At 37.0% G+C, this 23,937-nt stretch carries 23 protein-coding genes; 3 read left to right on the forward strand and 20 right to left on the reverse strand.

The annotated features are described in order from the left end of the window. Window position 1 precedes the first annotated feature (1 nt). Entirely contained in the window at window positions 2-1,162 is a 1,161-nt protein-coding gene (locus tag ACQKIH_RS05610; protein ID WP_427763980.1) for an ATP phosphoribosyltransferase regulatory subunit, read from the reverse strand. 635 nt (window positions 1,163-1,797) lie between these two features. Between ACQKIH_RS05610 and ACQKIH_RS05615 the strand changes: the two genes are divergently transcribed. Next, complete coding sequence (locus ACQKIH_RS05615; protein WP_427763982.1) at window positions 1,798-2,361, forward strand: hypothetical protein; 564 nt, start codon at window positions 1,798-1,800, stop codon at window positions 2,359-2,361. A gap of 581 nt (window positions 2,362-2,942) precedes the next feature. On the opposite strand, the gene ACQKIH_RS05620 is transcribed toward ACQKIH_RS05615, so the two are convergent. The 7 genes from ACQKIH_RS05620 to ACQKIH_RS05650 all read right to left on the reverse strand — a co-directional run bounded on the left by ACQKIH_RS05620 (window position 2,943) and on the right by ACQKIH_RS05650 (window position 8,596). Next, window positions 2,943-3,479: an acyltransferase gene (locus tag ACQKIH_RS05620; protein ID WP_427763985.1), complete on the reverse strand. Its 537-nt coding sequence runs from the start codon at window positions 3,477-3,479 to the stop codon at window positions 2,943-2,945. A gap of 2 nt (window positions 3,480-3,481) precedes the next feature. Beyond that, on the reverse strand, window positions 3,482-4,123 hold the full coding sequence (gene ppaX / locus ACQKIH_RS05625) for a pyrophosphatase PpaX (RefSeq protein WP_427763988.1): 642 nt from the start codon (window positions 4,121-4,123) through the stop codon (window positions 3,482-3,484). 62 nt (window positions 4,124-4,185) lie between these two features. Next, a complete protein-coding gene (gene lgt, locus ACQKIH_RS05630; protein WP_057987307.1) occupies window positions 4,186-5,007 on the reverse strand; it encodes a prolipoprotein diacylglyceryl transferase in 822 nt (273 codons plus the stop codon). Between the two features lie 29 nt (window positions 5,008-5,036). After that, entirely contained in the window at window positions 5,037-5,975 is a 939-nt protein-coding gene (gene hprK, locus ACQKIH_RS05635) for an HPr(Ser) kinase/phosphatase (RefSeq protein WP_057987389.1), read from the reverse strand. A 136-nt stretch (window positions 5,976-6,111) separates the two neighbouring features. Then, a complete protein-coding gene (locus ACQKIH_RS05640; RefSeq protein ID WP_057987305.1) occupies window positions 6,112-6,432 on the reverse strand; it encodes a c-type cytochrome in 321 nt (106 codons plus the stop codon). A 52-nt stretch (window positions 6,433-6,484) separates the two neighbouring features. Continuing rightward, window positions 6,485-7,339, reverse strand: coding sequence for a YitT family protein (locus ACQKIH_RS05645; protein WP_427763991.1), 855 nt, complete (start codon window positions 7,337-7,339; stop codon window positions 6,485-6,487). 18 nt (window positions 7,340-7,357) lie between these two features. Next, window positions 7,358-8,596: an EAL and HDOD domain-containing protein gene (locus tag ACQKIH_RS05650; RefSeq protein ID WP_057987301.1), complete on the reverse strand. Its 1,239-nt coding sequence runs from the start codon at window positions 8,594-8,596 to the stop codon at window positions 7,358-7,360. A 221-nt stretch (window positions 8,597-8,817) separates the two neighbouring features. On the opposite strand from ACQKIH_RS05650, the gene ACQKIH_RS05655 reads away from it, so the two are divergent. Next, entirely contained in the window at window positions 8,818-9,594 is a 777-nt protein-coding gene (locus ACQKIH_RS05655; RefSeq protein WP_057987299.1) for an enoyl-CoA hydratase-related protein, read from the forward strand. Window positions 9,595-9,647: 53 nt separating this feature from the next. Here ACQKIH_RS05655 and ACQKIH_RS05660 read toward each other — a convergent pair whose 3' ends face one another. The 11 genes from ACQKIH_RS05660 to lplA all read right to left on the reverse strand — a co-directional run bounded on the left by ACQKIH_RS05660 (window position 9,648) and on the right by lplA (window position 21,212). After that, window positions 9,648-10,295 carry a VTT domain-containing protein gene (locus ACQKIH_RS05660; protein ID WP_057987298.1) on the reverse strand — a complete coding sequence of 216 codons (648 nt, stop codon included), beginning with the start codon at window positions 10,293-10,295 and terminating at the stop codon, window positions 9,648-9,650. 126 nt (window positions 10,296-10,421) lie between these two features. Next, window positions 10,422-12,395, reverse strand: coding sequence for a S9 family peptidase (locus tag ACQKIH_RS05665; RefSeq protein ID WP_427763993.1), 1,974 nt, complete (start codon window positions 12,393-12,395; stop codon window positions 10,422-10,424). Between the two features lie 147 nt (window positions 12,396-12,542). Then, the gene (locus tag ACQKIH_RS05670) at window positions 12,543-14,090 is read right to left on the reverse strand and encodes a fatty acid--CoA ligase family protein (RefSeq protein WP_057987294.1); all 1,548 of its coding nucleotides are present in this window, start codon (window positions 14,088-14,090) and stop codon (window positions 12,543-12,545) included. A 150-nt stretch (window positions 14,091-14,240) separates the two neighbouring features. Further along, window positions 14,241-16,175, reverse strand: coding sequence for an FtsX-like permease family protein (locus tag ACQKIH_RS05675; protein ID WP_427763995.1), 1,935 nt, complete (start codon window positions 16,173-16,175; stop codon window positions 14,241-14,243). Next, entirely contained in the window at window positions 16,147-16,920 is a 774-nt protein-coding gene (locus tag ACQKIH_RS05680) for an ABC transporter ATP-binding protein (protein WP_427763997.1), read from the reverse strand. The genes ACQKIH_RS05675 and ACQKIH_RS05680 overlap by 29 nt, the downstream gene beginning before the upstream one ends. Window positions 16,921-16,933: 13 nt before the next feature. After that, on the reverse strand, window positions 16,934-17,362 hold the full coding sequence (locus ACQKIH_RS05685) for a hypothetical protein (protein ID WP_427763999.1): 429 nt from the start codon (window positions 17,360-17,362) through the stop codon (window positions 16,934-16,936). Window positions 17,363-17,373: 11 nt separating this feature from the next. Next, window positions 17,374-18,357 carry a sensor histidine kinase gene (locus ACQKIH_RS05690; protein WP_427764002.1) on the reverse strand — a complete coding sequence of 328 codons (984 nt, stop codon included), beginning with the start codon at window positions 18,355-18,357 and terminating at the stop codon, window positions 17,374-17,376. After that, window positions 18,357-19,061, reverse strand: a complete 705-nt coding sequence (locus ACQKIH_RS05695; protein ID WP_427764005.1) for a response regulator transcription factor — start codon at window positions 19,059-19,061, stop codon at window positions 18,357-18,359. Before ACQKIH_RS05695 ends, ACQKIH_RS05690 begins: the two co-directional genes overlap by 1 nt. A gap of 114 nt (window positions 19,062-19,175) precedes the next feature. Next, on the reverse strand, window positions 19,176-19,664 hold the full coding sequence (locus ACQKIH_RS05700) for a magnesium transporter (RefSeq protein WP_427764008.1): 489 nt from the start codon (window positions 19,662-19,664) through the stop codon (window positions 19,176-19,178). A gap of 114 nt (window positions 19,665-19,778) precedes the next feature. Continuing rightward, window positions 19,779-20,072, reverse strand: a complete 294-nt coding sequence (locus ACQKIH_RS05705) for a 3-isopropylmalate dehydrogenase (protein WP_427764011.1) — start codon at window positions 20,070-20,072, stop codon at window positions 19,779-19,781. A 147-nt stretch (window positions 20,073-20,219) separates the two neighbouring features. Beyond that, the gene (gene lplA, locus ACQKIH_RS05710) at window positions 20,220-21,212 is read right to left on the reverse strand and encodes a lipoate--protein ligase (protein ID WP_427764014.1); all 993 of its coding nucleotides are present in this window, start codon (window positions 21,210-21,212) and stop codon (window positions 20,220-20,222) included. A 139-nt stretch (window positions 21,213-21,351) separates the two neighbouring features. On the opposite strand from lplA, the gene yhfH reads away from it, so the two are divergent. Next, window positions 21,352-21,477, forward strand: coding sequence for a protein YhfH (gene yhfH, locus ACQKIH_RS05715; RefSeq protein ID WP_008406441.1), 126 nt, complete (start codon window positions 21,352-21,354; stop codon window positions 21,475-21,477). 261 nt (window positions 21,478-21,738) lie between these two features. On the opposite strand, the gene ACQKIH_RS05720 is transcribed toward yhfH, so the two are convergent. After that, a complete protein-coding gene (locus ACQKIH_RS05720; protein WP_427764018.1) occupies window positions 21,739-23,928 on the reverse strand; it encodes a YhgE/Pip family protein in 2,190 nt (729 codons plus the stop codon). Window positions 23,929-23,937 lie beyond the last annotated feature (9 nt).

A 23,937-nucleotide genomic window follows, 5' to 3' on the forward strand; every position in this document is an offset into this window, starting at 1 on the left:
CCTACGCCTCCTTACTTCGAAATTCATTTACTACTTCAAATTGTTCTTTTAATGCTTCAACATCTATAAGTCCTTCATACGCTTGGAATGTTACTTGTTTCCCTTGCTCGCGTAAGAATTTTGCCTGTATAAGCGCTTCTGCAAATCGATCTGCTGCAAATAGAACGAGTACTTGATTATTTTCTACTTCGATTTTTGGCATTACTTCATAAAGTCTGTCTACTCGTAACCCAAAGCCCGTTGCACCTACATTGGAACCGAAATGTTCGAGCAGTCCATCATACCTGCCGCCGTTACCTAGAGGGAAGCCACTACCCGTTGCAAATATTTCAAATAACATACCTGTGTAATAACTCATATGGCTCGAAAGTGTAAAGTCAAATGCAATGTACTGCTCATATCCTGCCTGTTCTAAAATTCGCAATAAATTTTGCATATATTCGAGTGCGTCGTTTTTACGTACATATCGCTCAATCGTTTCCATTGATGGAAGGCTGATAGCCTCTTCAATATAAGCTAACAGTGCATCCGATTTAGTTTTCGGTAAATCAAAGGCATGTACCGCCTCTTCAAATCCCACATAATTGCGCTTGACGAGTAATTTATTTAACTTTCCTGCTTGTTCTGCGCTTTCCGTATAATCTTGTAAAATACAGCTTAATACGCCTGCATGCCCAATCGTTACTTTAAATGATGTGATACCGAATGCCTTAATTAAATCAATGGCTGTCATAATGACTTCTGCATCCGCGTAAACCGACTGATCCCCGATTAACTCAATACCCATTTGATCAAACTCTGCTGGGCGTCCACCTTCTTGCTGTTGTGCCCGGAATACGTTTGCGAAATAAGCTAAACGTTGTGGAATTTTTTCCTTTAATAATTTTGAAGTCGTTACGCGTGCGATTGGTGTTGTCATATCTGGGCGAAGTACGAGCGTATTGCCCTGATTATCAACCAATTTGAACAATGTCGCATCAGAAATTGCAGATGCTTTTCCTACTGTATCGAAATATTCAACGGTTGGTGTTTTGATAAATTCGTAGCCGCGCTCTTTCAAAAGGTTGCTTCCCGTAGTTCGAATCAGTTCTAATTTTTCATATATTTGTGGAAATGTATCGCGCATCCCAAGCGGTTTTTCAAACATTTTTATCGATGACATTTTGACACATCCTAAACTTTTATCTGTATTTTATAAACCAGCAAATGACCATATAAATCTACAATATACACTTCACCTCACTAGAGCGCTAAACAACTAGTGTGTGAAAGTATTCTACCGCTATTCATAGTACAAAGTCAACCTATTCACAAAATTTTCATTATTTAAATTTTCTGATATTTCATTTTATTATACCTTAATAATGACCCTACACTCAAATCGATTGTGGCAATATACTGGCATTTGCCAAATACGCATTATGTTCCTTAATTTAATAATTAGAAAATATAGGATGTGTTGTATCGGATATAGAAATTCTCCGTAAATTTTGATGTGGTCGGGAAGTTTGTCTATTAACGGAAAGAAAATGTCTATATACACAGGAATTAGCAACAGTACATAAATTTATATGCCTTTGTTAATTACGTTGTTAAACACTCGCTAATTGGTTATTGGGAAGAAGAATATGGAAGGTAAATGAGGAATCTATGCTAATATAAATTACAGATTGCGAAATGATGGTCTTCAACTAACGGAGCAAGTTTGTTCAATCAGAAGAACAGAAATTGATATAAAACGTAAAATCGCAACACTCACGGAACCTATGGGGAATGACACAAAAGGGGATGGGATTTTTGAAACGACAACATGTTTCGCTTATTAAACTCTTCATCATGATGATCGTTGCACTCCTGCTGACGGGCTGTAGCAAGACAAATGCCGATATCGATGAGTACCTGAACACGGGCACGGCAATGGATGCGGAAGCAAAAGACGTGATGCCCGTTCTTGACGAGTTGCCAACATACAGGGATATCGATTACCGACATACGCAAAAAAAGATGTTCCTCTTCGAAGCCAACTCGGTAGTGCTTGTGGTCGAATATGACACGAAAACCTATGAAAGTGAAAAAGGTAAACTCACAGAAGACTTCGCAATCTCCAAACTGGAAGACACGTCTGAAACGACCGATGATACGAGTCGCCCGAATGTTGAGTTCTCGCTGAACAGCTATGAGTTCCGAGTGTTGGAAGGAAACGGCTATCCGAAATACTTCGGGATGATAGGCACGTCCGATGAACACCAACGCATCGCGTATTTGTACTTCTATGATTCTGATTTGGACAAAATCGGTGAACCAGATGACATAAACCGCATGTCAAGATTTGTAAAAAGCTATTTTGATTATGATTTCTGATGCCTTATTGCAAGTCTTCCTATTTCTATGTACTTCCCAAGAGGTAATTCACCTGCTTCAGTTCGATGAAGATAGTAAAATATTGCTACAAAAAACGCTCAGATTTCTGAGCGTTTTAACTTGTTTTTTAAATAGCTTTTTCACTGTTAGAATGTATGCTGATTAACCTGTTACTTGCGTTGTTAATTTGCACCTTTCTCCCTATCAATCGAACCCGTTAGTCATAAGTTTTTGCTTTTTAATCTACATTTTCTTAACTAATAAAATAGCTTTTAAAAGTCCTTTTGAAAAAGATGGAGTTGATTTCTATTTCAGAGGACAATCTATTTTCAGATGACGTCGCCTCCCACGGCAGCAACGCACTCAATCAAGAAAGGATTTAAAAAGGGAAAATTTTAAAATAGGCTAGCTTTGCACAAAGCACACAGATGAGTCGTATAGAAAGGAACTCAGGCTAAGGACGCCACATCGTGTTGGCCTCGAAGCTGTGCGCCTCATGTGCTTAGCCAACCTAAATTAGCAAATACTTTATTAGAATACTGACAATGAAAAGCTAGAAACTTTTGATGAACTTATACATGCTATTTTTCATTATGCCAAATCGGTTGATCCTGTTTTTTTCGTTCTATTTGTTGCTCTGCTGTGAAAATGATTCGCATTGGATTACCACCAACCATACTGCCAGCTGGTACATCTTTATGCACAAGCGTCGCAGCAGAAACAATTGCATCGTCCCCAATTTTCACGCCAGGTAAAATCGTTGAGTTTGCCCCGATCATGACGCGGCTACCGATTTCAACATCGCCGAGACGGTACTCCTCGATTAAATATTCATGTGCTAAAATGGTCGTATTAAAACCGATGACCGTATTATCACCAACAGAAATACGTTCTGGAAACATCGTATCAGGCATGACCATTAAGGCAATGGAAGTTTGCTTACCTATACGCATCCCCAAAAAAGTACGGTATAGCCAATTTTTAACAGACAAAAAGGGCACAAAACGTCCTATTTGAATAATGATAAAACACTTCATCACCTTAAAAAAGGATACCGTTTTATAAATATTCCAAAGTGAGTTCGCTCCGTCCACCTGATAGCGCTCAGTCCTTCTCATATCTAATCCCCTTTCACAATTCCGATTAAATCATGCATATGTTGTAGCATATAATCTGGATTAAATTGCTGTAAAAATGCCTCTCCTTTTGCGGACCAAGCGACGCCTGCTGTACGCACTCCTGCATTTTTACCACCTTCAATATCATGGGAATTATCGCCAATCATGATAGCCTCATCTTCCGTTACACCTAATTTTTGCAGCGCGAGTAATATCGGCTCTGCATGAGGTTTTACATGTGTAACATCATCTATTCCTACAATGACTTCAAATAAATGACCTGCCCCTAACACTTTCATACCACGGGCTAAGCCATCTTTGCCTTTCGTAGAGACAATCGCTAATTTTATCCCCATTGAATGCAGCTGCTCAAGCGTTTCTAAAACCGCATCATAGCCTCTTACAAGTTCATCGTGATGCAGGGCGTTCCACTTTTTATATTTGGAAATCATTTCATCTGTTTTACCAGGTGTTAATTCGTCAAAAGTCTGCTTCAATGACGGACCAATGAATTTCAAGCAATCTTGCGTCGAATATTGCCCAGGAAATATTTCGTCAAAAATCTGCATAAATGTTTGGACAATCAAGTCATTGGTGTCGATTAATGTTCCATCAAAATCAAATAATAAGGCTTTTGTTTTCATATGGTTTCCCCTTTATTCGTGTAATAAAAACCGCTCGCAAAATTGCAAACGGCTTTCTACTTTTATTTTTTATCTAAATAGCGTACAACTGGTTTGACTTTCATACGACGGTAAACAATTGCAATAATACCCACCGTAATACCAATAATGGACACGACCTGTGCGGAACGTAAATCTCCAATTAAGTATAAGCTGTCTGTACGTAGACTTTCGATGTAGAAACGTCCAATTGAATACCAAATTAAGTAGAAGAAGAACATTTCTCCGCGACGCCAGTTAAATTTACGCGCAACAATTAACACGACAAAACCAATTATATTCCATAGTGATTCATATAAAAAAGTAGGATGTACATAAGTATTTTCATGTTTAATATACATTTGCTCAATAATCCAATTCGGAAGGAAAAGGTTTTCTAAAAACTCACGTGTAACAGGGCCACCATAAGCTTCTTGGTTAACAAAATTACCCCAACGCCCAATAATCTGACCAATCAAAATACTTGGTGCGGCGATATCCGCTAAGCGTAAAAAGCTTACTTTGCGTTTTTTCGTGAAGTAATAAGCGGTAATAAATGCACCAATTAATGCACCGTGGATCGCAATACCACCATTCCAAATTTCAATAATTCGACCTGGATTGGCACCATAATAATCCCATTTCATCGCGACATAATAAATACGCGCCGACAAAATGCCAATTGGTACTGCCCAAATTAAAAAGTCTGCAATAAATTCATCGTCCAGTCCTAATCGAACCGCTTCTCTTTGTGCAAGGAAATAAGCGAGGACAATCCCTATTCCAATAAGTATCCCATACCAGTTCACCGGTATTGGGCCTAAGTGAAATGCAACAGGGTTAATTGCTAATAACTGTATATTCATTTTATTCTCCCTTCAATTTTCAAATCAAATTAGTAATCATCCATCTCATCATTTGCTGCAATCATGTCGTCTAATCTACGAGAAAATTCTTCTGCCGCATTGACGCCCATCTTTTTCAAGCGATAATTCATCGCAGCTACTTCAATAATGACCGAAACATTTCGACCAGGCTGTACTGGAATCGTTAGCTTCGTCACTTCCGTATCAATGATTTTCATTTTTTCTTCATCTAAACCAAGACGATCATAAAACCTCTCAGGGTCCCAATTTTCTAATTCTACAATTAGCGTAATTCGTTTATATGGGCGAATGGCACTTGCTCCAAACAATGTCATAATATCGATAATCCCAATGCCCCGAATTTCAAGTAAATGCTCTAATAATGGCGGCGGGCTACCAATGAGCATACTTTCAGCTTCTTGGCGAATTTCTACACTGTCATCTGCTACGAGTCGATGTCCCTTTTTAATAAGCTCTAACGCGGTTTCACTTTTTCCGACGCCGCTCTTGCCGATAATTAATACGCCTATTCCGTATACATCTACAAGCACACCATGCATAGCCGTAGTTGGAGCAAGTTTACTTTCTAAAAAGTTCGTTAAACGACTTGAAAACCTTGTCGTAGTATTCGGCGTTACTAGAACGGGCACATTATTTTCATTGGAAGCGTCCATCAATTCTTGAGGCACGCTCATATTACGTGAAATAATGATTGCTGGTGTTTGATCCGAACAAAGTTGTTTCATACGTTCCTTTTTTTCAACTGTTGGTAACATTTCAAAAAAGGAGAGTTCAGTTTTCCCTAATAGCTGCACACGATTTGCAGGATAATGCGTAAAATAGCCGGCCATCTCAAGCCCAGGTCTCGAAATATCGCCCGTCGTTATGTATCGACCAATTCCTTCTTGTCCACTTACAAGCTGTAAATCAAATTTTTCCATAACATCTTTTGTAATTACATGAATCATAAATAGGTACGCTCCCATCCTTTTTGCATCTACTTTATATTTTATCATGCCACCCCATATACTACATAAAAGTTGGCTTAAATATCCAAACAAAAAAAACGATGAAGTATAAAAGCACCTCATCGTTTTTTCATAATTATTTTAATCCTGCTAAATATTTTGCGGCTGCTTCAGCGTCGGCACCTTTGATTAAACTAGGAGGCATTCCTTTATCCGTACCATTAATAATAATATCTAAAATCTCTTGTTCCGAATATTTTGCACCTAGCTTATCCAGTGCTGGAGCGCCTGAACCTTGTAATTTACCACCATGACAAGTAGTACAAGATTGCATGACAATTTTTTCACCATTTGGTGCCGCTGTTTCGCCGCCAGTAGATTGTTCTTTATCATCTCCGCCACAAGCTGCTAAAAATAGAGCTGAACCAAAAATTAATGTAAGTAAACTTTTTTTCATTCTGAAACCCTCCAATAATGAATTAATACTGCACTACTTCATTATACCAAACTTATACACGTTTGAAACCTTCGCCTAACACTTCATAAGCATCTGAGACGATAACAAATGCTTTTGGATCAACGGTTTTCAGCACTTGTTTCAGCTTTGTGAACTCTGTTTGATAGACGACCACCATTAATACAGGACGATCTTTCCCTGTATATCCTCCGATTGCCGGAATTTTCGTAACACCGCGTTTAATTTCTTTATAGATTGCGTCTCGAACTTCATTTTCATAATTGGTAATAATATAAACCATTTTTGATTGGCTAAATCCTAGCTGCACAATATCGATTGTTTTAGTCGTAACATATAAACCGATGAGCGCATATAAGCCTTTTTCTAAATCAAACACGACTGCAGCACTCACTGCAATCACGCCATCAATGAATAACACACTCGTCCCTAAAGTTAATCCCGTAAACTTTGTAATAATTTGGGCAAGTAAATCCGTTCCACCTGTCGACGCATTTCCTTTAAATACGAGTCCAATTCCTCCACCTACAAAAATACCGCCAAAGATCGCACCGAGCAATGGATTGAGTGTCCATGCATCCCAATCCCCCGTAATAATTACGAAAAACGGCAATGTCAATGTTCCGACCAATGATTTCAAACCAAATGTCTTACCTAAAACTACAACTCCAGCGATAAATAATGGGATGTTGAATGCATATTGGACAATTCCCGCGTTCCAGCCAAATAAGCCATTCAAAATCGTACTAATTCCACTAACACCACCGGATGCAACTTGGTTTGGAAATAAAAACAAATTAAATCCAAGTGCAATGACCGCCGCACCAATAAGTACAAATACATACTCTAAAACTGTATTTTTTATTGAACTATTTTTTAATTCTGTCATACATATCCTCACTTTTTACTAATCGAATACTAGGGCGTCAGCAACCCAATTTTTTACCTCTTCATAAATTGGAATTATGCACTCTTTTGGAATGTTTAATTGTTCTGCAAGGTCATTAATTCGAACCCAATCTAACTTACTTAAAGCTATGCTGAATTGTAAATAAGGCTGCATTTCTGTATCATTCCCACTAATGGTTTCCATGATGCTTTCTGATAACGGTAATTGTTTCAGCACATCATTCATCGGACGTTTTAAAAGGGAGTCAATTAATGAAAACAAGCCGACTAAAAATGATTCTGAAAAATTTTCTTTATAATTTAAGCGGGCAATTTTTTCACATACTTTTGCTCTGAATAAGGAAGCACGCATTAACTCAACAAATACATCATCATCGTTATTAATATTAATTTCACGCATAGCCAATAAGTAAATCCATTTGCGCAGCTCTGTTAACCCTAAAAGTAAAATCGCTTGTTTAATCGAGCGTACTTTTGATTTTGAACGTTTCGACGAATTATTAATTAACTGCAATAACTTGTAAGTTAAAGATATTTCACGCTCTATATTTTCTGCCAACAAATCAATATTGGGCTCTTCATCACGTAATATTGAAATGATTTGGAAATATTGAAGCGCATTGGTCGGAATTTCCGTCGATTTAATAATTTGTGGTTGTTCAAAGAAATAGCCTTGAAACAAAACATAACCTGAATGCTTCGCCACTTCATATTGCTTCCGTGTCTCCACTTTTTCCGCTAATAATTGGATTTTTGGAAATTGCGTCTTAATTTTATTTTCAATTTCCATTCGTTCCGCTATAGGCGTTAATAAAAAGTCAATTTTTATGTAGTCAACATTTGCGAATAATTCATTGTATATTAAAACTTCCTCACTCATAATAAAATCATCGAGAGCTATTTTAAAGCCGTGTTTTCGCAGTTCAATTATGCGCTGAACTAACTTTTCCGTAATCGGAACATCTTCTAATACTTCTACAACGACTTGAGAAGGGTTTACGTAATCAAGCGTTGTATCCATCAATAAATTTTCTGTGAAATTCACAAATGAGGGCTTACCATTTGTCACATTATCTATGCCGATTGATAAAAATGAGTTGATTAATACATCAACAGTTGCCGTATCTGCATCGACCATTGGAAAAACGTTTTTATCATTATTTCTATATAATAGCTCATACGCTACCACTTGTTCTTGAGCGTTAAATATTGGTTGTCTTCCAATAAAAACTTCCATATTGTTTCCTCATTTCACACCATAATTTAATTTTTTTCGTTTAGCGCGTTTTTATACACACTAAAAATACGAGTATCAACTTCAACTGAGGCCCTATAATACTAGGTTTATAAGATAAATAGTCTTTTTTACTATAAGTGTTTTATATTGTAATTATTGTAAATAAATCTGATAACATTGTACTATATTAATTATAAAAAGAAAATATGGAGGTCCTAATTGTGAATATGATTCAATACGAGCAAAAAGAGTTTGTTGCATATGTTACATTAAACCGTCCCACAATGCTGAATGCCTTTAATTTCGAAATGCTTGAAGAGTTGAGACAAGTTATTGAATCCATCCAAATCCATCCTGATATTCGACTTGTTATTATTACAGGTGCTGGTGAAAAAGCCTTTTCTGTTGGAGCTGATTTAAAAGAACGAAAAACACTTCCAGATGCATTAGTAAAGCGAAATTTAAATCGCTTCGGTGAAGTATTTTCTTTAATTGAACAATTACCACAGCCAACGATCTGTGTTTTAAACGGCTACGCATTCGGCGGCGGTATAGAGTTAGCACTCGCTTGTGATTTTCGTATCGCTGCCGATCATATTACATTAGGCTTAACGGAGACAAGTCTTGGTATAATACCTGGTGCTGGTGGTACGCAGCGTTTACCTCGTCTCATAGGTGAAGCAAAAGCGATGGAACTCATTTTGACCGCGGCACGAATGAATGCACAGGAAGCATTCAACTACGGGATTCTAACAAAAGTTGTACCATCAGAAAACTTACATGAAGTAACAGCTGATTTTGCTACTACCATATTACGCAACGCACCTATCGCAATACAACAAGCAAAATTCGCCATTAAACAAGGCATAAAAACAGATATCCAAACAGGACTGCAAATTGAACGGAAAGCCTATGAACTTACACTTCCGACTGAGGACCGCATTGAAGCATTAAATGCCTTTTCAGAAAAACGTTCCCCACAATTTAAAGGAAAATAAAAATGGACTTAACAAAACAATTTTCACGTTTTGTTAAGTCCTTTAGTAAACTTTTACTTCGTTTTTTTCTTTCTCGCACTAATTGCTCCAATGATAGCTGGCAATACTGAAATAACGATGATTAAAATTAAAACTGTTGAGAAGTTTTCTTTAATAATCGGGATATTTCCGAAGAAGTAGCCTATTAATGTACAGCTCATTACCCATAAAAATGCGCCTAGCACATTATAAAAAATGAAATATTTATAATTCATTCGGCTCGCACCTGCGATGAATGGAATAAATGTGCGGATGAATGGCATGAAACGAGCAATAACAATCGTTTTCCCACCATGTTTGTTAAAGAATTTTTGGGCAATTTCCATACGCTCCCGATTAATAAAGCGCCCGATAAAACTCGTCTCTGGAATCGAAGTCCCGACTTTTTTACCAATGTGATAATTGACCGTATCACCAAGGACTGCAGCGACGAAAAATACAACTAATAACGTCATTAAATTAAATGCACCTAAAGCCGCCATTGCACCACTTGCGAAAAGAAGGGAGTCCCCTGGTAAAAACGGCATAATAACAATACCTGTCTCTACAAATACAATCGTAAATAATATTCCATAAGACCAGTTACCAAATTGTTGAATGATTTCAACTAAATGCTCATCAATATTTAAAATAAAATCGATCAAACCATAAATTATTGACATCTTATTACTCACTTTCGGCTTAAATTTTCTTTACCATTTTAACATACTCAGGTTCATGATGGACTAAAACCCCATCATTATTTCAATAGTTAAGACGAATTTATTGCCTACTAGTTGCATCTGTTATTATAAATACTGTTTAAACCAGCCAGTAATTTGCTCCAAGCGTTCTAGGCGTAAGTTTGGTGTGCCATTTCTAGATAAATTATGATCACATTCTGGGAAACGGACAAATTCAACGTCTTTCCCCATGCGCTTTAATGTAATGTAAAATTGCTCAGCCTGTTCGATTGGACAACGGAAGTCACGTTCACTATGCAAAATGAGTAATGGAGTTTCAACTTGTGCTGCATATTTTAACGGCGAATGCTTCCATAGCTTTTCCACGTCATTCATATCCGCTTGCATTTGCCACTCTGTAAAGTAATAACCAATATCCGATACACCATTGAAACTGATCCAGTTTGAAATCGAACGCTGTGTCACGGCTGCTTTAAATCGATTTGTATGTCCTACAATCCAGTTCGTCATAAAGCCACCATAGCTACCACCTGTTATACCTAGTCGGCTGTCATCCACCCATGAATAATTGGCTAATGCATAATCGACACCTGCCATAATATCTTCGTAATCACCGCCACCATAATCACCGCGCACTGCATCAACAAATTCCTGGCTATAACCGTGACTGCCTCGAGGGTTTACATACAGTACACCATAGCCTTGTGCCGCCAATAATTGCAGCTCGTGGAAAAATGTGTTGGCATATAAAGTATGGGGTCCACCATGAACTTCAACAATTAAAGGATATTTTGTCCCTTCTTCATATTGAGCCGGCTTCATTAACCAACCATGAACAGTTGTGCCATCTTTTGATTCATATGAAATCGCCTCTGGTGCAACAAGTTGTACGTCATTTAAAAAGGCTTCATTAAATGTTGTTAATTGCTTCTTCTCACCTGTAGTAATATCAAAATCAAATAGCTCACCAGGGAACGTAGCATTTGATACGGTTACTAACGCACGATTGCCATTTTTAAAAATCGCATAGCCATAAATATGTTCATTTTCTGGTGAAGCTGGATAAATAGCTCCGTCTAACGTTGCATAATAAAGTCGGACATCTCCACTTATTGATACTTGGAAATACAAATCATTATTTTCAGTCCACATTACAGCTGGTGCTTCCACATTTTGTTGTGTATCCGCAACGGAATAATCGCCTGCTGGTGCATCAAAGCTCTCTGTTAGCTTTTGTGTCAAACCTGTTTCGCGATCATATACATAAATATGCCCATGAGTAGCATTTAAGAAGGTTTGGTCTGCTCCTCTATACGCAATATAACGGTCGTCCAATGAAAACTCCGCACCACCATAATTGCCATCTGCATCTACTAGTACATTTTCCTCTTTTGTCTCGACGTTCACCAAATAAAGTGGTGTACGGAAAACATCATCTGTATTTTCAGCACGATTCACACTGATGACTAACCATTTGCCATCCTGCGATATGCCTTGAATGGAGTGAGAATAATCCCCTTCAGTAAATGGCGTAATTTCCTTTGTGGCAACCTCGATTGCTGCAATTTGTGTAACGCGGTCCTGTGGTAATAAACCGACACTGTCCGCTTTATATTTCAATTTATCGACAGTGTAAGGCTTTAGAAGTTTTGATTCTTCCTTTTCTTCCTCTTGCGTAATAGACAAACCTTTCTTTACAGAGCTAGCAATCCAAATTTTCTCCCCACATGGGCTCCATAAAAATTGTTGAACACCATTTGGTAGCGTCGTAAGTACTTGAGCCTCACCGCCATGACAATTCATCACAAACAGTTGATTTTTTTCATTGCGATTTGATAGATAAGCCATTTTTTTGCCGTCCGGTGACCATGCAGGCGATGTAACCACTTCATTGCCATATGTCCATTGTACGACTTCACTTGTAGCTAAATCGATATGGAATAAATGTGCATTATAATTATTTTCTTGTTCATTAATTTGCGTGCGAATAAATACCGCTTCTTGCTCATTTGGCGCTAAAACTGGATTTGTAATCGATTGAATTTGATATAAATTTTCCTTTGTTAAATACGATTTCATATTCAAACACCCCTTAGTTATTTCGGATTTCGTAATAGATATTCTATCATTAAACACATCTTATTGAAATGATTATTTATAATTATGAATATTTAAAAATTAAAAACCCACCATTTTAAAAATTCGAATGGTGGGCTGAGTCAGCATTTATTGTTTGATTGCTTCTTTTAATGAACGGCGTAAAATTTTACCCGTCGCATTTTTTGGTAACTCATCGATAATTTCAATAACTGTTGGAATTTTATATTTCACGATATGTTTTGCACAGTAAGCTTGAATATCCTCTACTTTTGTTTCAGAATCTTTTAGGACAACATACGCATGTACGGCTTCACCAAAGTTTGGATCTGGGAATCCTACTACGGCCGCTTCAATAATACCTGTATGTGAATAGAGCACTTCCTCAACTTCTCGCGGATAAACATTGTAACCACCGACAATAATCATATCTTTTTTTCGATCTACTATATAGAAATAGCCTTCTTCATCACGTCTCGCTAAGTCGCCTGTATAGAGCCAACCATTACGAATTGTTGCCGCTGTTTCTTCAGGCATTTTATAATACCCCTTCATTACATTCGGTCCACGGACGATTAATTCCCCTACTTCACCTACTGGAACCTCTTCACCATTTTCATCGACCACTTTATTTTCGACATTTGAAACGGACGTCCCAATCGACCCTGCTTTCCGCTCACGATCAGTTGGATTAAAACAGGTAACTGGTGATGCTTCTGATAAGCCGTAACCTTCAGAAACTCGGACATTAAACTTCTCTTCAAAACTATGAAGCAACGTTACTGGTAATGAAGCACCGCCAGAAATAGCTAAACGCACGCTTGAAAAAGCACTTACATCTCCATCATATTGATATAGGAAGTTGTACATTGTCGGTACACCTGCAAAAATTGTCGCTTTATATGTGGCTGTCAGTTCAAAAATTTCTGCTGGGCTAAAGCGCGGCGCAAGTAATAATGTTGCACCTTTCATTAATGGTGCGTTTACTACAACCGTTAAGGCAAAAACATGGAACACCGGCAACGTTGTAACGACGCGGTCATCCGATGTCATTTTTAAATATTCGCCAACATCACGTGCATTCGAATATAAATTTCGGTGAGTAAGCATCGCGCCTTTTGGCTGACCTGTCGTACCCGAAGTGTATAAAATAATCGCTGTATCTTCAGGATCAACAGCTACTGGCTCCACCGTATGACTTGTCGATGCAAGCGCTTGTGTAAATAATGTTGTTTTGGCTTTTGCGGCTTCACTTAAAGCGGCATATTTTTCTGCTACATCCGGCGTTGTTTCACATACGATATAGTTTGTTACCTGTGGGAATCCTTGCACCCCTGCTTCCACAAGTGGTAGTAACATATCTAGCGCAATAACAACTTTTACATCACCATTTTTAATAATGTATGAAATTTCGTCTGGTGTGTAAATTGGATTAATCGGAATCGCCGTCGCACCAATTCGCATCGTAGCATAGAGCGAAATTAAATAATGCGGTGTATTGCCAAGTAAAAATGCGATATGATCCCCTTTTTGTACCCCTAAATCTTGTAAAGCTGCGGCAAATCGAGCAATCGTTTGCTCAAATTCTCCGTAAGAAGTGCCTTGTCCTAAAAAATAATACGCTGTTTTTTCTGGTTGTTCGAGAGCTTGTTGTCTAATATTTTCAACTAAATTCAATACACCCATCCCCTTTTGCGTAAAGTGAATAACTATTCACTTAATTAGCATTATAAAATAAGTATACTGATAAAACAATACCATTTTTACCATCCATTACAATTATCCATTAAAAACAAGCATTATTATCTATCATTAGCACCTTTCTTGTCACGAACGAATATGTGAAATATAGCGCCAACGTATTAAAAAGAAATAGACAACCTGAATACAGCCTATCAATGTAAAGGAAATCACCCCTTCTTTTACGATGGACAGATTCATCACATCATGTAACACCGTTTGAATAACAAGGAATGCAAATGCACTGTGCAAGAGGGCTAACCCCCATGGAAGGAAAAATTGAATACATAAAAAACGAGTGACTAACTTTTTCATTTCGCGATCTGTTAAGCCAATTCGCTTTAACATATTGAATTGCTTTTTCTTTTGGTCTAAGTTTGCATATAATTTAAAATACACAAAACTTCCTGAAGCCAGTAAAAATACAGCAACAACAAGAATTCCTACAAGGGTAAATAAAGAGTAGGTTGCTAATATATAAGAATAATTTAATCCCGTATTTTCATAATAAAATGGCAGTGAATATCGATCGTTTAATACGTATTCTCTAGCAACCATTTGATGAATGCCGACACCAATTTCTTTTGTCTCCATCCATTTTGGAATATCGAAAGTGAAAAGGTGATAGCCGGGTTGCAAATTTAAATAGTGAGCAAACGGCTTTATTAAATATTCATAGTCCTCATCGCTAATAATAATGGAATTACTGCTTATAATAGCCGTTGGGAAAAACATTTTTGGATACACACTATTAATTGTCAGCTGCACGTTATTTTCTATTAACGTCGTTTCAACAACCTTATTTTTTAACTCCTTAATCGAATCCTCTGAGTAGGGAATAAACATTGCTTCTCCTCTTTTTAAGTTAACGAGCGGATAATTGTACGAAAACAATAGATGGTTAATATCCGTTTCCCTAAAAACCTCCACAGGATTTGATGTGAACGAGGAAGTTTGTCTCTTGACCGAAAAACGGGTCATCTGATAGCTAATTCCATTGTCCTCAAGGCTTTCAATTAACTCTACAATATGTTCTCTCTCATACGGATTGTCAATTTCCCCTTTATAAACCATTCCGAGTGGATTAAGTTTATCGTATTGCGAAGTATAGGAAGACATCGCCGAGAGAATACCGACCGTCAAAAAGGCCATCGTTGATACGAGTGTTACAATAAAGAACATCCCTGAATTTCCACGCACAATTTGTACCTGCTCTGCAATTGCCAGCATCCGTGATTTTTTCCAATAATACTGTTTTCGTCTTTTTATAAGATCCATAAAATAGAGTGTTGTATCCGTAAAGAAAAAATACGTCCCTAAAGTAACGAAAATTGGGACGAGCAGCGTATAGTTGAAAATGGAGGATTTCGTTGTAATTAACGCTAAAAAATAGCCTACTATGATTAAAAAAATGCCAAGGAATGCTTGTTTTTTTGAATAGGCATCCGAAACATCAACAATTTTCGGACCCTTTAATACGTCGATGATTTTAATATTTGGTGTGAATATAATACTGATGACTGAAATGACTGTAAATGCACTTAAATAAACGAATAGCGTTAATAAAAACGGTTCCCATGATAAATACAAAGGCAATTCAGCTAAATTTAAAATTTCACGCACAATCATGAAAAAGAACTTTGAAAACGCGAAGCCAAACAGAATTCCTGTAATGCATGAAAGAATACCGATTGTCATCGTTTCAATGAAGATTAATTTGCTTAATTGATGACGGCTCATCCCTAAATGCACAAAGATTGCAAATTCCTTTGCACGCGCCTCTAAAAATGCACGCATCGAATAAAAAATAAAAAACCATGAAAACAACACTAATATGACTTCAGCCAACACCATTCCTGCGATGGAAACTTCCCCTAAAAAACCTCTTTCAATTTCAGGGTGAAACATGACCATGGAATAAATGAAAAAAACGAACACAGAAAAGAAACTAGCCATAAAAAATGCGGCATAGTTACGAAAATTACGGAAAACGTTACGGTAAGCGAATTGAAGAAAAGTCACCGACATGTCCTCCTAATAAACTCAGTACATTCAAAATTCGTTGGAAAAATGTTTGTTGACGATCATCTTGATAAATTTCATTAAAAAATTCACCGTCTTTAATAAACAACACGCGATCACAAAAGCTTGCGGCAATGGGGTCATGTGTCACCATCACAATAGTCGCACCATTTTCCTTATTTACTTTTCCTAGCAATTGTAAAACTTCACGCGATGCATTAGAATCTAAATTTCCGGTAGGCTCATCGGCTAAAATGATTGTCGGCTCATGGATCAGTGCTCTGGCTATCGCTGTTCGTTGGGCTTGACCACCTGAAATTTCATTAGGCCTTTTTTGCAAAATAGCTGTTAAATCTAATTTCCTGCTTAAACTTTTCAAGCGTTCTTCCATTACTGAAATGGGTTGCTCATCAAGCGTTAATGGCAAAATAATATTTTCTTCCACAGAAAGCATCGGCAATAAATTGAAATCTTGAAAGACGAAACCAAGCTGGCGCCGACGGAAATAGGCAAGTTGCTCACTATTTAATGTTTGCGGCTTCGTACCATCAAAAATAATTTCACCTGAAGTAGGCATATCTACCATTGAAATCATATTAAGCAATGTTGTCTTCCCGCTGCCTGATGGACCCATAATCGCCACAAATTCACCTTTTTCAACTTCAAAACTTAATTGGTTCAGTGCACGCTTCGTTACTTTTCCTTCATACACTTTCGTTACTTCATTAATATGTAAGATTGACATTTGCATCCCTCGATTATTGAGTTTTCGTGTTAGTAAGTACCCAAGGCAACACTACTTCAAAGCTAATTTCAATTACTGGTCCATCCATCATTACAGGTATTGTTTCTAATTCTTCGGTCAATGAAAAACAATGCTCCCCTAGCACAATATCCCATGCGTCAATTTCCCCTAATTGAATTTCTCCGAGTACATGATATTTCCCACTATACATAATCGCTAAATTATCATTTACTTGATGGCTATCTAACTGACTTGGCTTTGATAAATCGATCCCTAACTGATTGGCAAATTGTAAGACAACTTCATCCATACTGTACTCACAAGCTGCTACAAAGTTGCGACATTTTTCACTCATGCACCGATAGCTATTAAATTCATTCGCCATTTTAGTTTTTTCTACATCCACTGCTAATACCCAATTTTTAATTTCAATTTCTTGCACGGCTTTTCCCCCTATGAATTAAAAATGACTTCAATTTTTGTACCTTGTCCTACCTCTGAAGTAATGAACAGCTGATGCCCTAATTTATCGCAAGTTTCTTTTGCAATATATAAACCCATTCCAGTTGATTCACCTGTTTTGCGACCATTTTCTCCAGTATAAAAGGCTTTTGTCACTCGGGATAAATCTGATTTTGGAATGCCAATGCCCTCATCTCGAATCGTTAAAACGGTTTGATGTTCGAACTCGGCACTTGAAATAATAATCTTTTTATTCGGTTCAAATGTGTATTTCACAGCATTCGTAATGAATTGATCCAGTAAGAAACGAAGCCATTTCGGATCACTCATGACATATAAATCCTCATCTACTTCGACATTTGGAAATACACGGTTCGCAATAAATAACCGTTTATTTTCATTGATTACCGCAGTTACAATTGCTTTTAAAGGGACTTTGACAATTTGCATATCCTCTTCAAAATTTTCTAATCGTGCATTTATTAAGACCATTTCAAGTCCGCGCTTTAGGCGATCTACTTCTTCTTGCACACTCTTTTTATCGAGTTCCCCGTCCTCTTGCAATAACAGCTCTAACACAGAAACGGGTGTTTTCATTTGATGCACCCATTGATTCATAAATTTGTATTGCCTTGATTGCGTCGCATATAATGCTTGAACCTCATGTTGATACAGCTTATATAATTCATGGAAATAACGTTCTGTTAACGCATATTCCGCTGTCTTTGCATTTTTTTGTAATGCGTCCTCCATCGTTGTTGGGCACTGTGTAATTTTGGCTAAATATCGACGCCTCAGCATATACCGTACAATTAGAAAAGAAGCAACTAACAGCATATTAATCGCAATAGCATAAATGGCGGTTTCCTTGCTGCGAAATCCCTCAAGCCAAAACAATGAGATTAAAAATACCGTCATAAACAATTGGAATAATACGTAAGAACCGTGCTCTTTTAAATATAACTTGATGGCCATTACATTCCCTCCGTATTTAACACAAAACGATAACCTGCTCCGCGAACCGTTTCAATGCTAGAAAGAATATCATAATCCGCTAACTTTTTTCGTACACGCGTCATATTTACATTTAACGTGTTTTCATCAACGAATGCTTGATCATCCCATAACTCTTCCAATAATTGATCGCGGCTCACAACTCTTGGCGCATGTCCCATTAACAGCCCTAAAATAACACATTCCTTCTTTTGAAGTGGTACAGTTACATCCTTTATTTGTAGTTCCATTCTTTCTAAATAAAGTGTTAGCTGACCTTGCTTAATCGTCCGTTCCTCTTGGCGTATCGAGTATTCCCCATATGTCCGGCGTAAATGGCTACGAATTTTAGCGAGCACAATTTCATAGTTAAATGGTTTTGTAATAAAATCGTCGCCACCATTTTCAAGTGCAAATATTTGATCCATCTCTCCAGACCTGGCTGAAATAAATAAAATCGGACATTTCGTATATTGACGCAGCTTACGGCACCAATAATAGCCATCGTATGTAGGTAAATTAATATCAAGCAGTACAAGGTGTGGATTAAATAACGTACATTCTTCAATCACCTGTTCAAAATCTTTGACAATCGCCACATCATATTGGTATTTCCTTAATGTTTCTGCTAATAATGATGCGATTTTCACATCATCTTCTACAACGAAAATTCGGTGCTTTTCCATAAAATCACCTCTCTAATTAATGAAAGCTTTCCATCTTTAATAGTACACTAAAAAAAAGTACACTCAAAGCAATGAGCGTACTTTTTCCATAAATCGTAAATAAAGCACTAATTCTTATCTTTCTAATACGATACAATATTGTTCTTTATATTGTTTATGGTGCCAATTATACATTTGTACGAGATGATCTAGAGATAGTTCTTCACAAGAATATCTATTATATGGGATATTTAAATCATTATTATCTTGATCAATCCACACTTTCCATAGCTCTACTATCTGTTCTTCTTTAATATTTTCTTTTAAGTACTCCAGCAATTGCTTTACTCTTGATTCTGAATAGCCAAAAGTTACTTCATAAATAAATGGATAACTTGTATAGCCACTCACAGTATAGTAAGCGTCCTTTGTAATGACCAATTCATTTAAATCATCTTCATTTTCAGCATATAATATTTGGGCATCAGGATCTATATTCTCCCAAGGTACGAACTCATGTGGCCTTATCCCTAATTCAATCGCTTCCTTAGCAGTAATACACTTCACTTTTGATTCTACTTCTGGCATTTCATGGTTTGTTGCTATAAATGAACAAAAACTCATTTATCCACCGCCTAAATTTAATCCTTACTAAATCTACCCTATCCTTAACTTCAATAAAAAGGAGCTATTCTCCCATTTGAAGAATAGCATCCATTAGTTGAATATAATCATGAATTAAACCATTTTGCTGCTATACTTTTTTATTACCGTTACTAAAATTGCCATAGTAAAAACGATTACGCTATTTGCTATTAAATACTGTCCCAATTGCATGCCGTAAAATATTGCAAAGGGGTCACGGATAATGAATATTGCCAACGCACCACCGATTACACCAAATAAAACGGCTAATAGTAATATTGTAAATGCAGCAAAGTATAGATTTTTCTTCTTTTTGTAGACTATAAACCCAATAATATTTGAAATAACGATAAAGAAACCCATGAGTATCAAGAAAAAATTAGTCATTTAACATCCTCTTTTCAAATCCATCTTTAACCATTATACAAGTAAATGTGATTAGGTTGGCATCATCGTATTGGCATTTCTCCATGCGCTTACTTCACTAAAATACATAGTAAAATACTTACAGCAAAAGGTTAGTATCCTTTATACTCAATAAATTAATTGTAAAAATTCTTCTTTTGTTATGCCACCGAAATAGTTCGGTATGTCGATTGTTTTAAGCTTGTCTTCAATTGCAGTTCGGTCGTATTTTGTACCGACTAATAATTGTTCAATTTCTTCCACATCACCCACACCGAAAAAGTCTCCGAATACTGTAATTTCTTCAATGATTCCCTTACTCACTTCTAAACGTAGATCAATGCTACCTGACGGGAAACGTTGTGATTTTTTAATATTGAAGCGTGGTGATTTTCCGTAGTTCCAATCCCACTCTTGGTAGCGGATTTTCGAAATTTCATGAATTTTTGCCCAGTCGGCTTCTGTTAATTCATAGTATTGAATATTTTCTTCGCCATCGAAAATTGACTTTAAAATTTCCATGCGAAATTGTTCTACTGTAATTTTTTCAGGAAGGAAATCAATAATGTTCGCTACTCGAGAACGAACTGATTTAATTCCTTTTGATTCAATTTTATCTTGTTTCACTTTTAATGAGCTTACTACCGCATCAATATCTAAATTAAACATTAATGTGCCATGGCTAAACATACGTCCGCGCGTAGAATATTGCGCATTGCCAGAAACCTTTTTGCCTTCTGCTAAAATATCGTTACGACCAGAAAGTTCTGAATTAACGCCTAATTTTGCAAGTGCATCTACTACAGGCTGTGTAAACTTTTTATAATTATTAAAACTGTCACCATCATCTTTCGTTAAAAAGCTGAAATTTAAATTGTTCAAATCATGGTACACAGCGCCACCACCTGAAAGACGACGTACAACTATGATGTCATTTTCTTCGACGTAATCTGTATTAATCTCTTCAATCGTATTTTGATTCTTTCCAATAATGATCGATGGTTGATTAATATAGAACAGCAAGTAGTCATCTTTTTCAATGTCCATATTTTTTAATACATATTCTTCAATTGCTAAGTTGATTCGTGGATCTGTAATTCCTTTGTTATCGATAAAATACACTCTTCCTCACTCCTTCACAATCTCTACACATTTATTTTAACGCAAATTGGGCATTTTGTGTTGACGAAATAAAACTGTTATAATACAATAAGTAATATCAACAGAAGTCATATAACAGACTTAAAAAGGAGGAGCCACAATGTTAGAAAACGTAGTCGAATTTTTCAAAAATTTACCAGATAAAATTTGTGTACAATGCGGTGACAAAATTGAAGAACAAAGCGAGTGCTACAGCAACAATTGTGATAAATGCAACTCTCTTTAATCAACGTTGATACACTAGTAGAAAAAAATAACAACTTGCTAACACCTTCATCTTAGTTAAAGATGAACCTATAATAGCTTACATTCAATCCACGAGCACGCTCAAAGCTCGTGGATTTTTTTGTTTTGAAACTCTGAATGGGCATTTTCACATTAAAAATCTCCAATATTAGGTTCTATCCGTCACTTTCTACATTCTATCCATCTACGTAAAAAACGCCCTGCCGCAACGATCGCAACAGGACATTTTCTTCTATTCGGATTACTTACTTTCTACATGATGCTTTGAATAGCGCTTTTTGTGAATTAGCGTAAAATAGCTAAACGTAATCGCTAAACAACTTAATAAATACGTACCTAATATCGACCAGTTAAACATTAAGAATGCGTTATCTCCCATTGAGATGGCAGATTTAAAGCCTTGAACTGAGAACGTCATCGGTAAAAATTTATTGAAAATATGAAGCTGTTCTGGCAATAATTCAAGTGGGAATGTCCCCGCGCTTGTTACTAATTGGAAAGTTAAAATTATAATAGCAACGAAGCGACCTGGATCTCCCATCATTGACACAAGCATTTGAACTAATGCTAAAAATGTAAAGCTTGTCAAAATCGTTGTTACTATAAATTGAGGCATGTTTCCAACTTCCAAACCTAAGCCCCATACAACAATCGCAATCGTAATGAATGATTGAATAATCCCGACAACCGCTAATACAGAAACCTTACTCGCAAACCAGCTCGCACCATTTTTCGGAATAATCGCTGGTTCAACTAATGGGAATACAATTGAAATTAATAGTGCCCCAACGAATAGTCCTAGCGAAATAAAGTAAGGTGCAAATCCTGTTCCGTAGTTTGGTACGTGATTGACTGCTGTTTTTTCAACTTCTACTGGTGAACCGACCATATTATACATATCCTCTGTCGGATGAATATCGACTTGGTCACTTGCTTCCGTTAATTTTTCCGTTAACGTAGCTGCTCCATCTGCTAATTCCTTTGTACCATCCACTAAAGTTGAAGAACCTTGTGCCAACTCACCAGATTTTTCCGCTAATAACGTTGTACCATCATTTAATTTATTCGACCCTGCTACAAGTGTATTTAAGCCTGATGCTAAATCATTTGCTCCTTTAGACGCATCAACAGCGCCTTTGCTTAACTGTTGTAATTTCTCTGCTAACGTTGTGTTGCCAACCGCTAAAGAATTAGCCCCTTCAAGTAATTGTGAAGAATTGTTTGTTAGCTCCCCAACACCTGCTGCAAGTTGTTTTTGACCTGCATTTAATTTGTCTGCGCCTTCACTAAGTGCCGTAATTTTATCATCAAGGCCATTTGTCCCCGTATGAAGCTGTGTTAAGCCACCACTTACTTGCGCACTACCCGTTTGTAATTGCGCTAAAGTCGCTTGTAATACCGCTTGATTTTCCTCTGGCAATGACGGCAATACAGCTTGTAACTGCTCCGCTAATTGATCAATGCCACCTGTGACATTTGCAGAACCGTCCGCTAATGCTTGTATTTTATCATCCATATTAGCCGTTCCTTGAGCTAAAGCTGCTAAATTCGATGAAAGATTTGCCTGACCTGATGTCAGTTCTTTTTGACCATCTGCTAGTTGCCCAACCCCATTAACATATTGGTTAAGCCCTTGGTGTAAGTCTTTCGCCCCCTGTGAAGCGGTTGTTGCACCTGCTGCAAGCTGATTACTGCCATCTGCAATTGTTGCTACACCAGTAGCTAAAGCATTTGCCCCGGTTGCTGCTTGTTGTGCGCCCGCAGTCAATTCAGACGAACCATCCGATAATTCAATTGTACTTGAAGCTAATTGTTGTAAATACCCTTTTAAATCATCTGCACCATCGACAATTTTCTGTACACCTTCATCTAATTGTCCTGCTCCATCTGCTGCTTCAGTAAAACCATCTCCTAAAGTTGTAATGGAATTGAATAATTCTTCAGCAAACGTCGCAGAAACTTGTGCATTTACTTCTGCTTTAATCATTTCCATTGCTGATTCCCCAATTTGAGCACTTAGGAAGTTAAAGCCCTCATTTGGAATGTATTCAATTTTTAACTTTTGAGGTGAATCATCTAATAACGTTGTAACATGCTGTGAAAAGTTTTCTGGAATTTTTATTAAAATATAATATTTGCGATCCTTTAATGCTTGCTCTGCATCATTACGATCGATTTCTTCAAATTTAAATTGCTTACTTTTTACAAGGTTTTCAACGAGTTCATCACCGACTTGTAGCGACTCACCCTCCATCGTAGCACCTTTATCTTCGTTAACAATTGCAACTGGTAAGTTTTCTAAATTGGCATATGGATCCCAAAACGCCCATAAAAACATTCCCGCGTAAAGCACTGGCACGAATAATACAGCAATTGTTGCCACGAGCATTTTTCGAGTTTTAAGTAATTTTAACCACTCTGCTTTAATCATTTATTCTCC

Origin of the sequence: Solibacillus cecembensis (assembly GCF_050272495.1) — a bacterium.
Taxonomy (GTDB): Bacteria; Bacillota; Bacilli; order Bacillales_A; family Planococcaceae; genus Solibacillus; species Solibacillus cecembensis.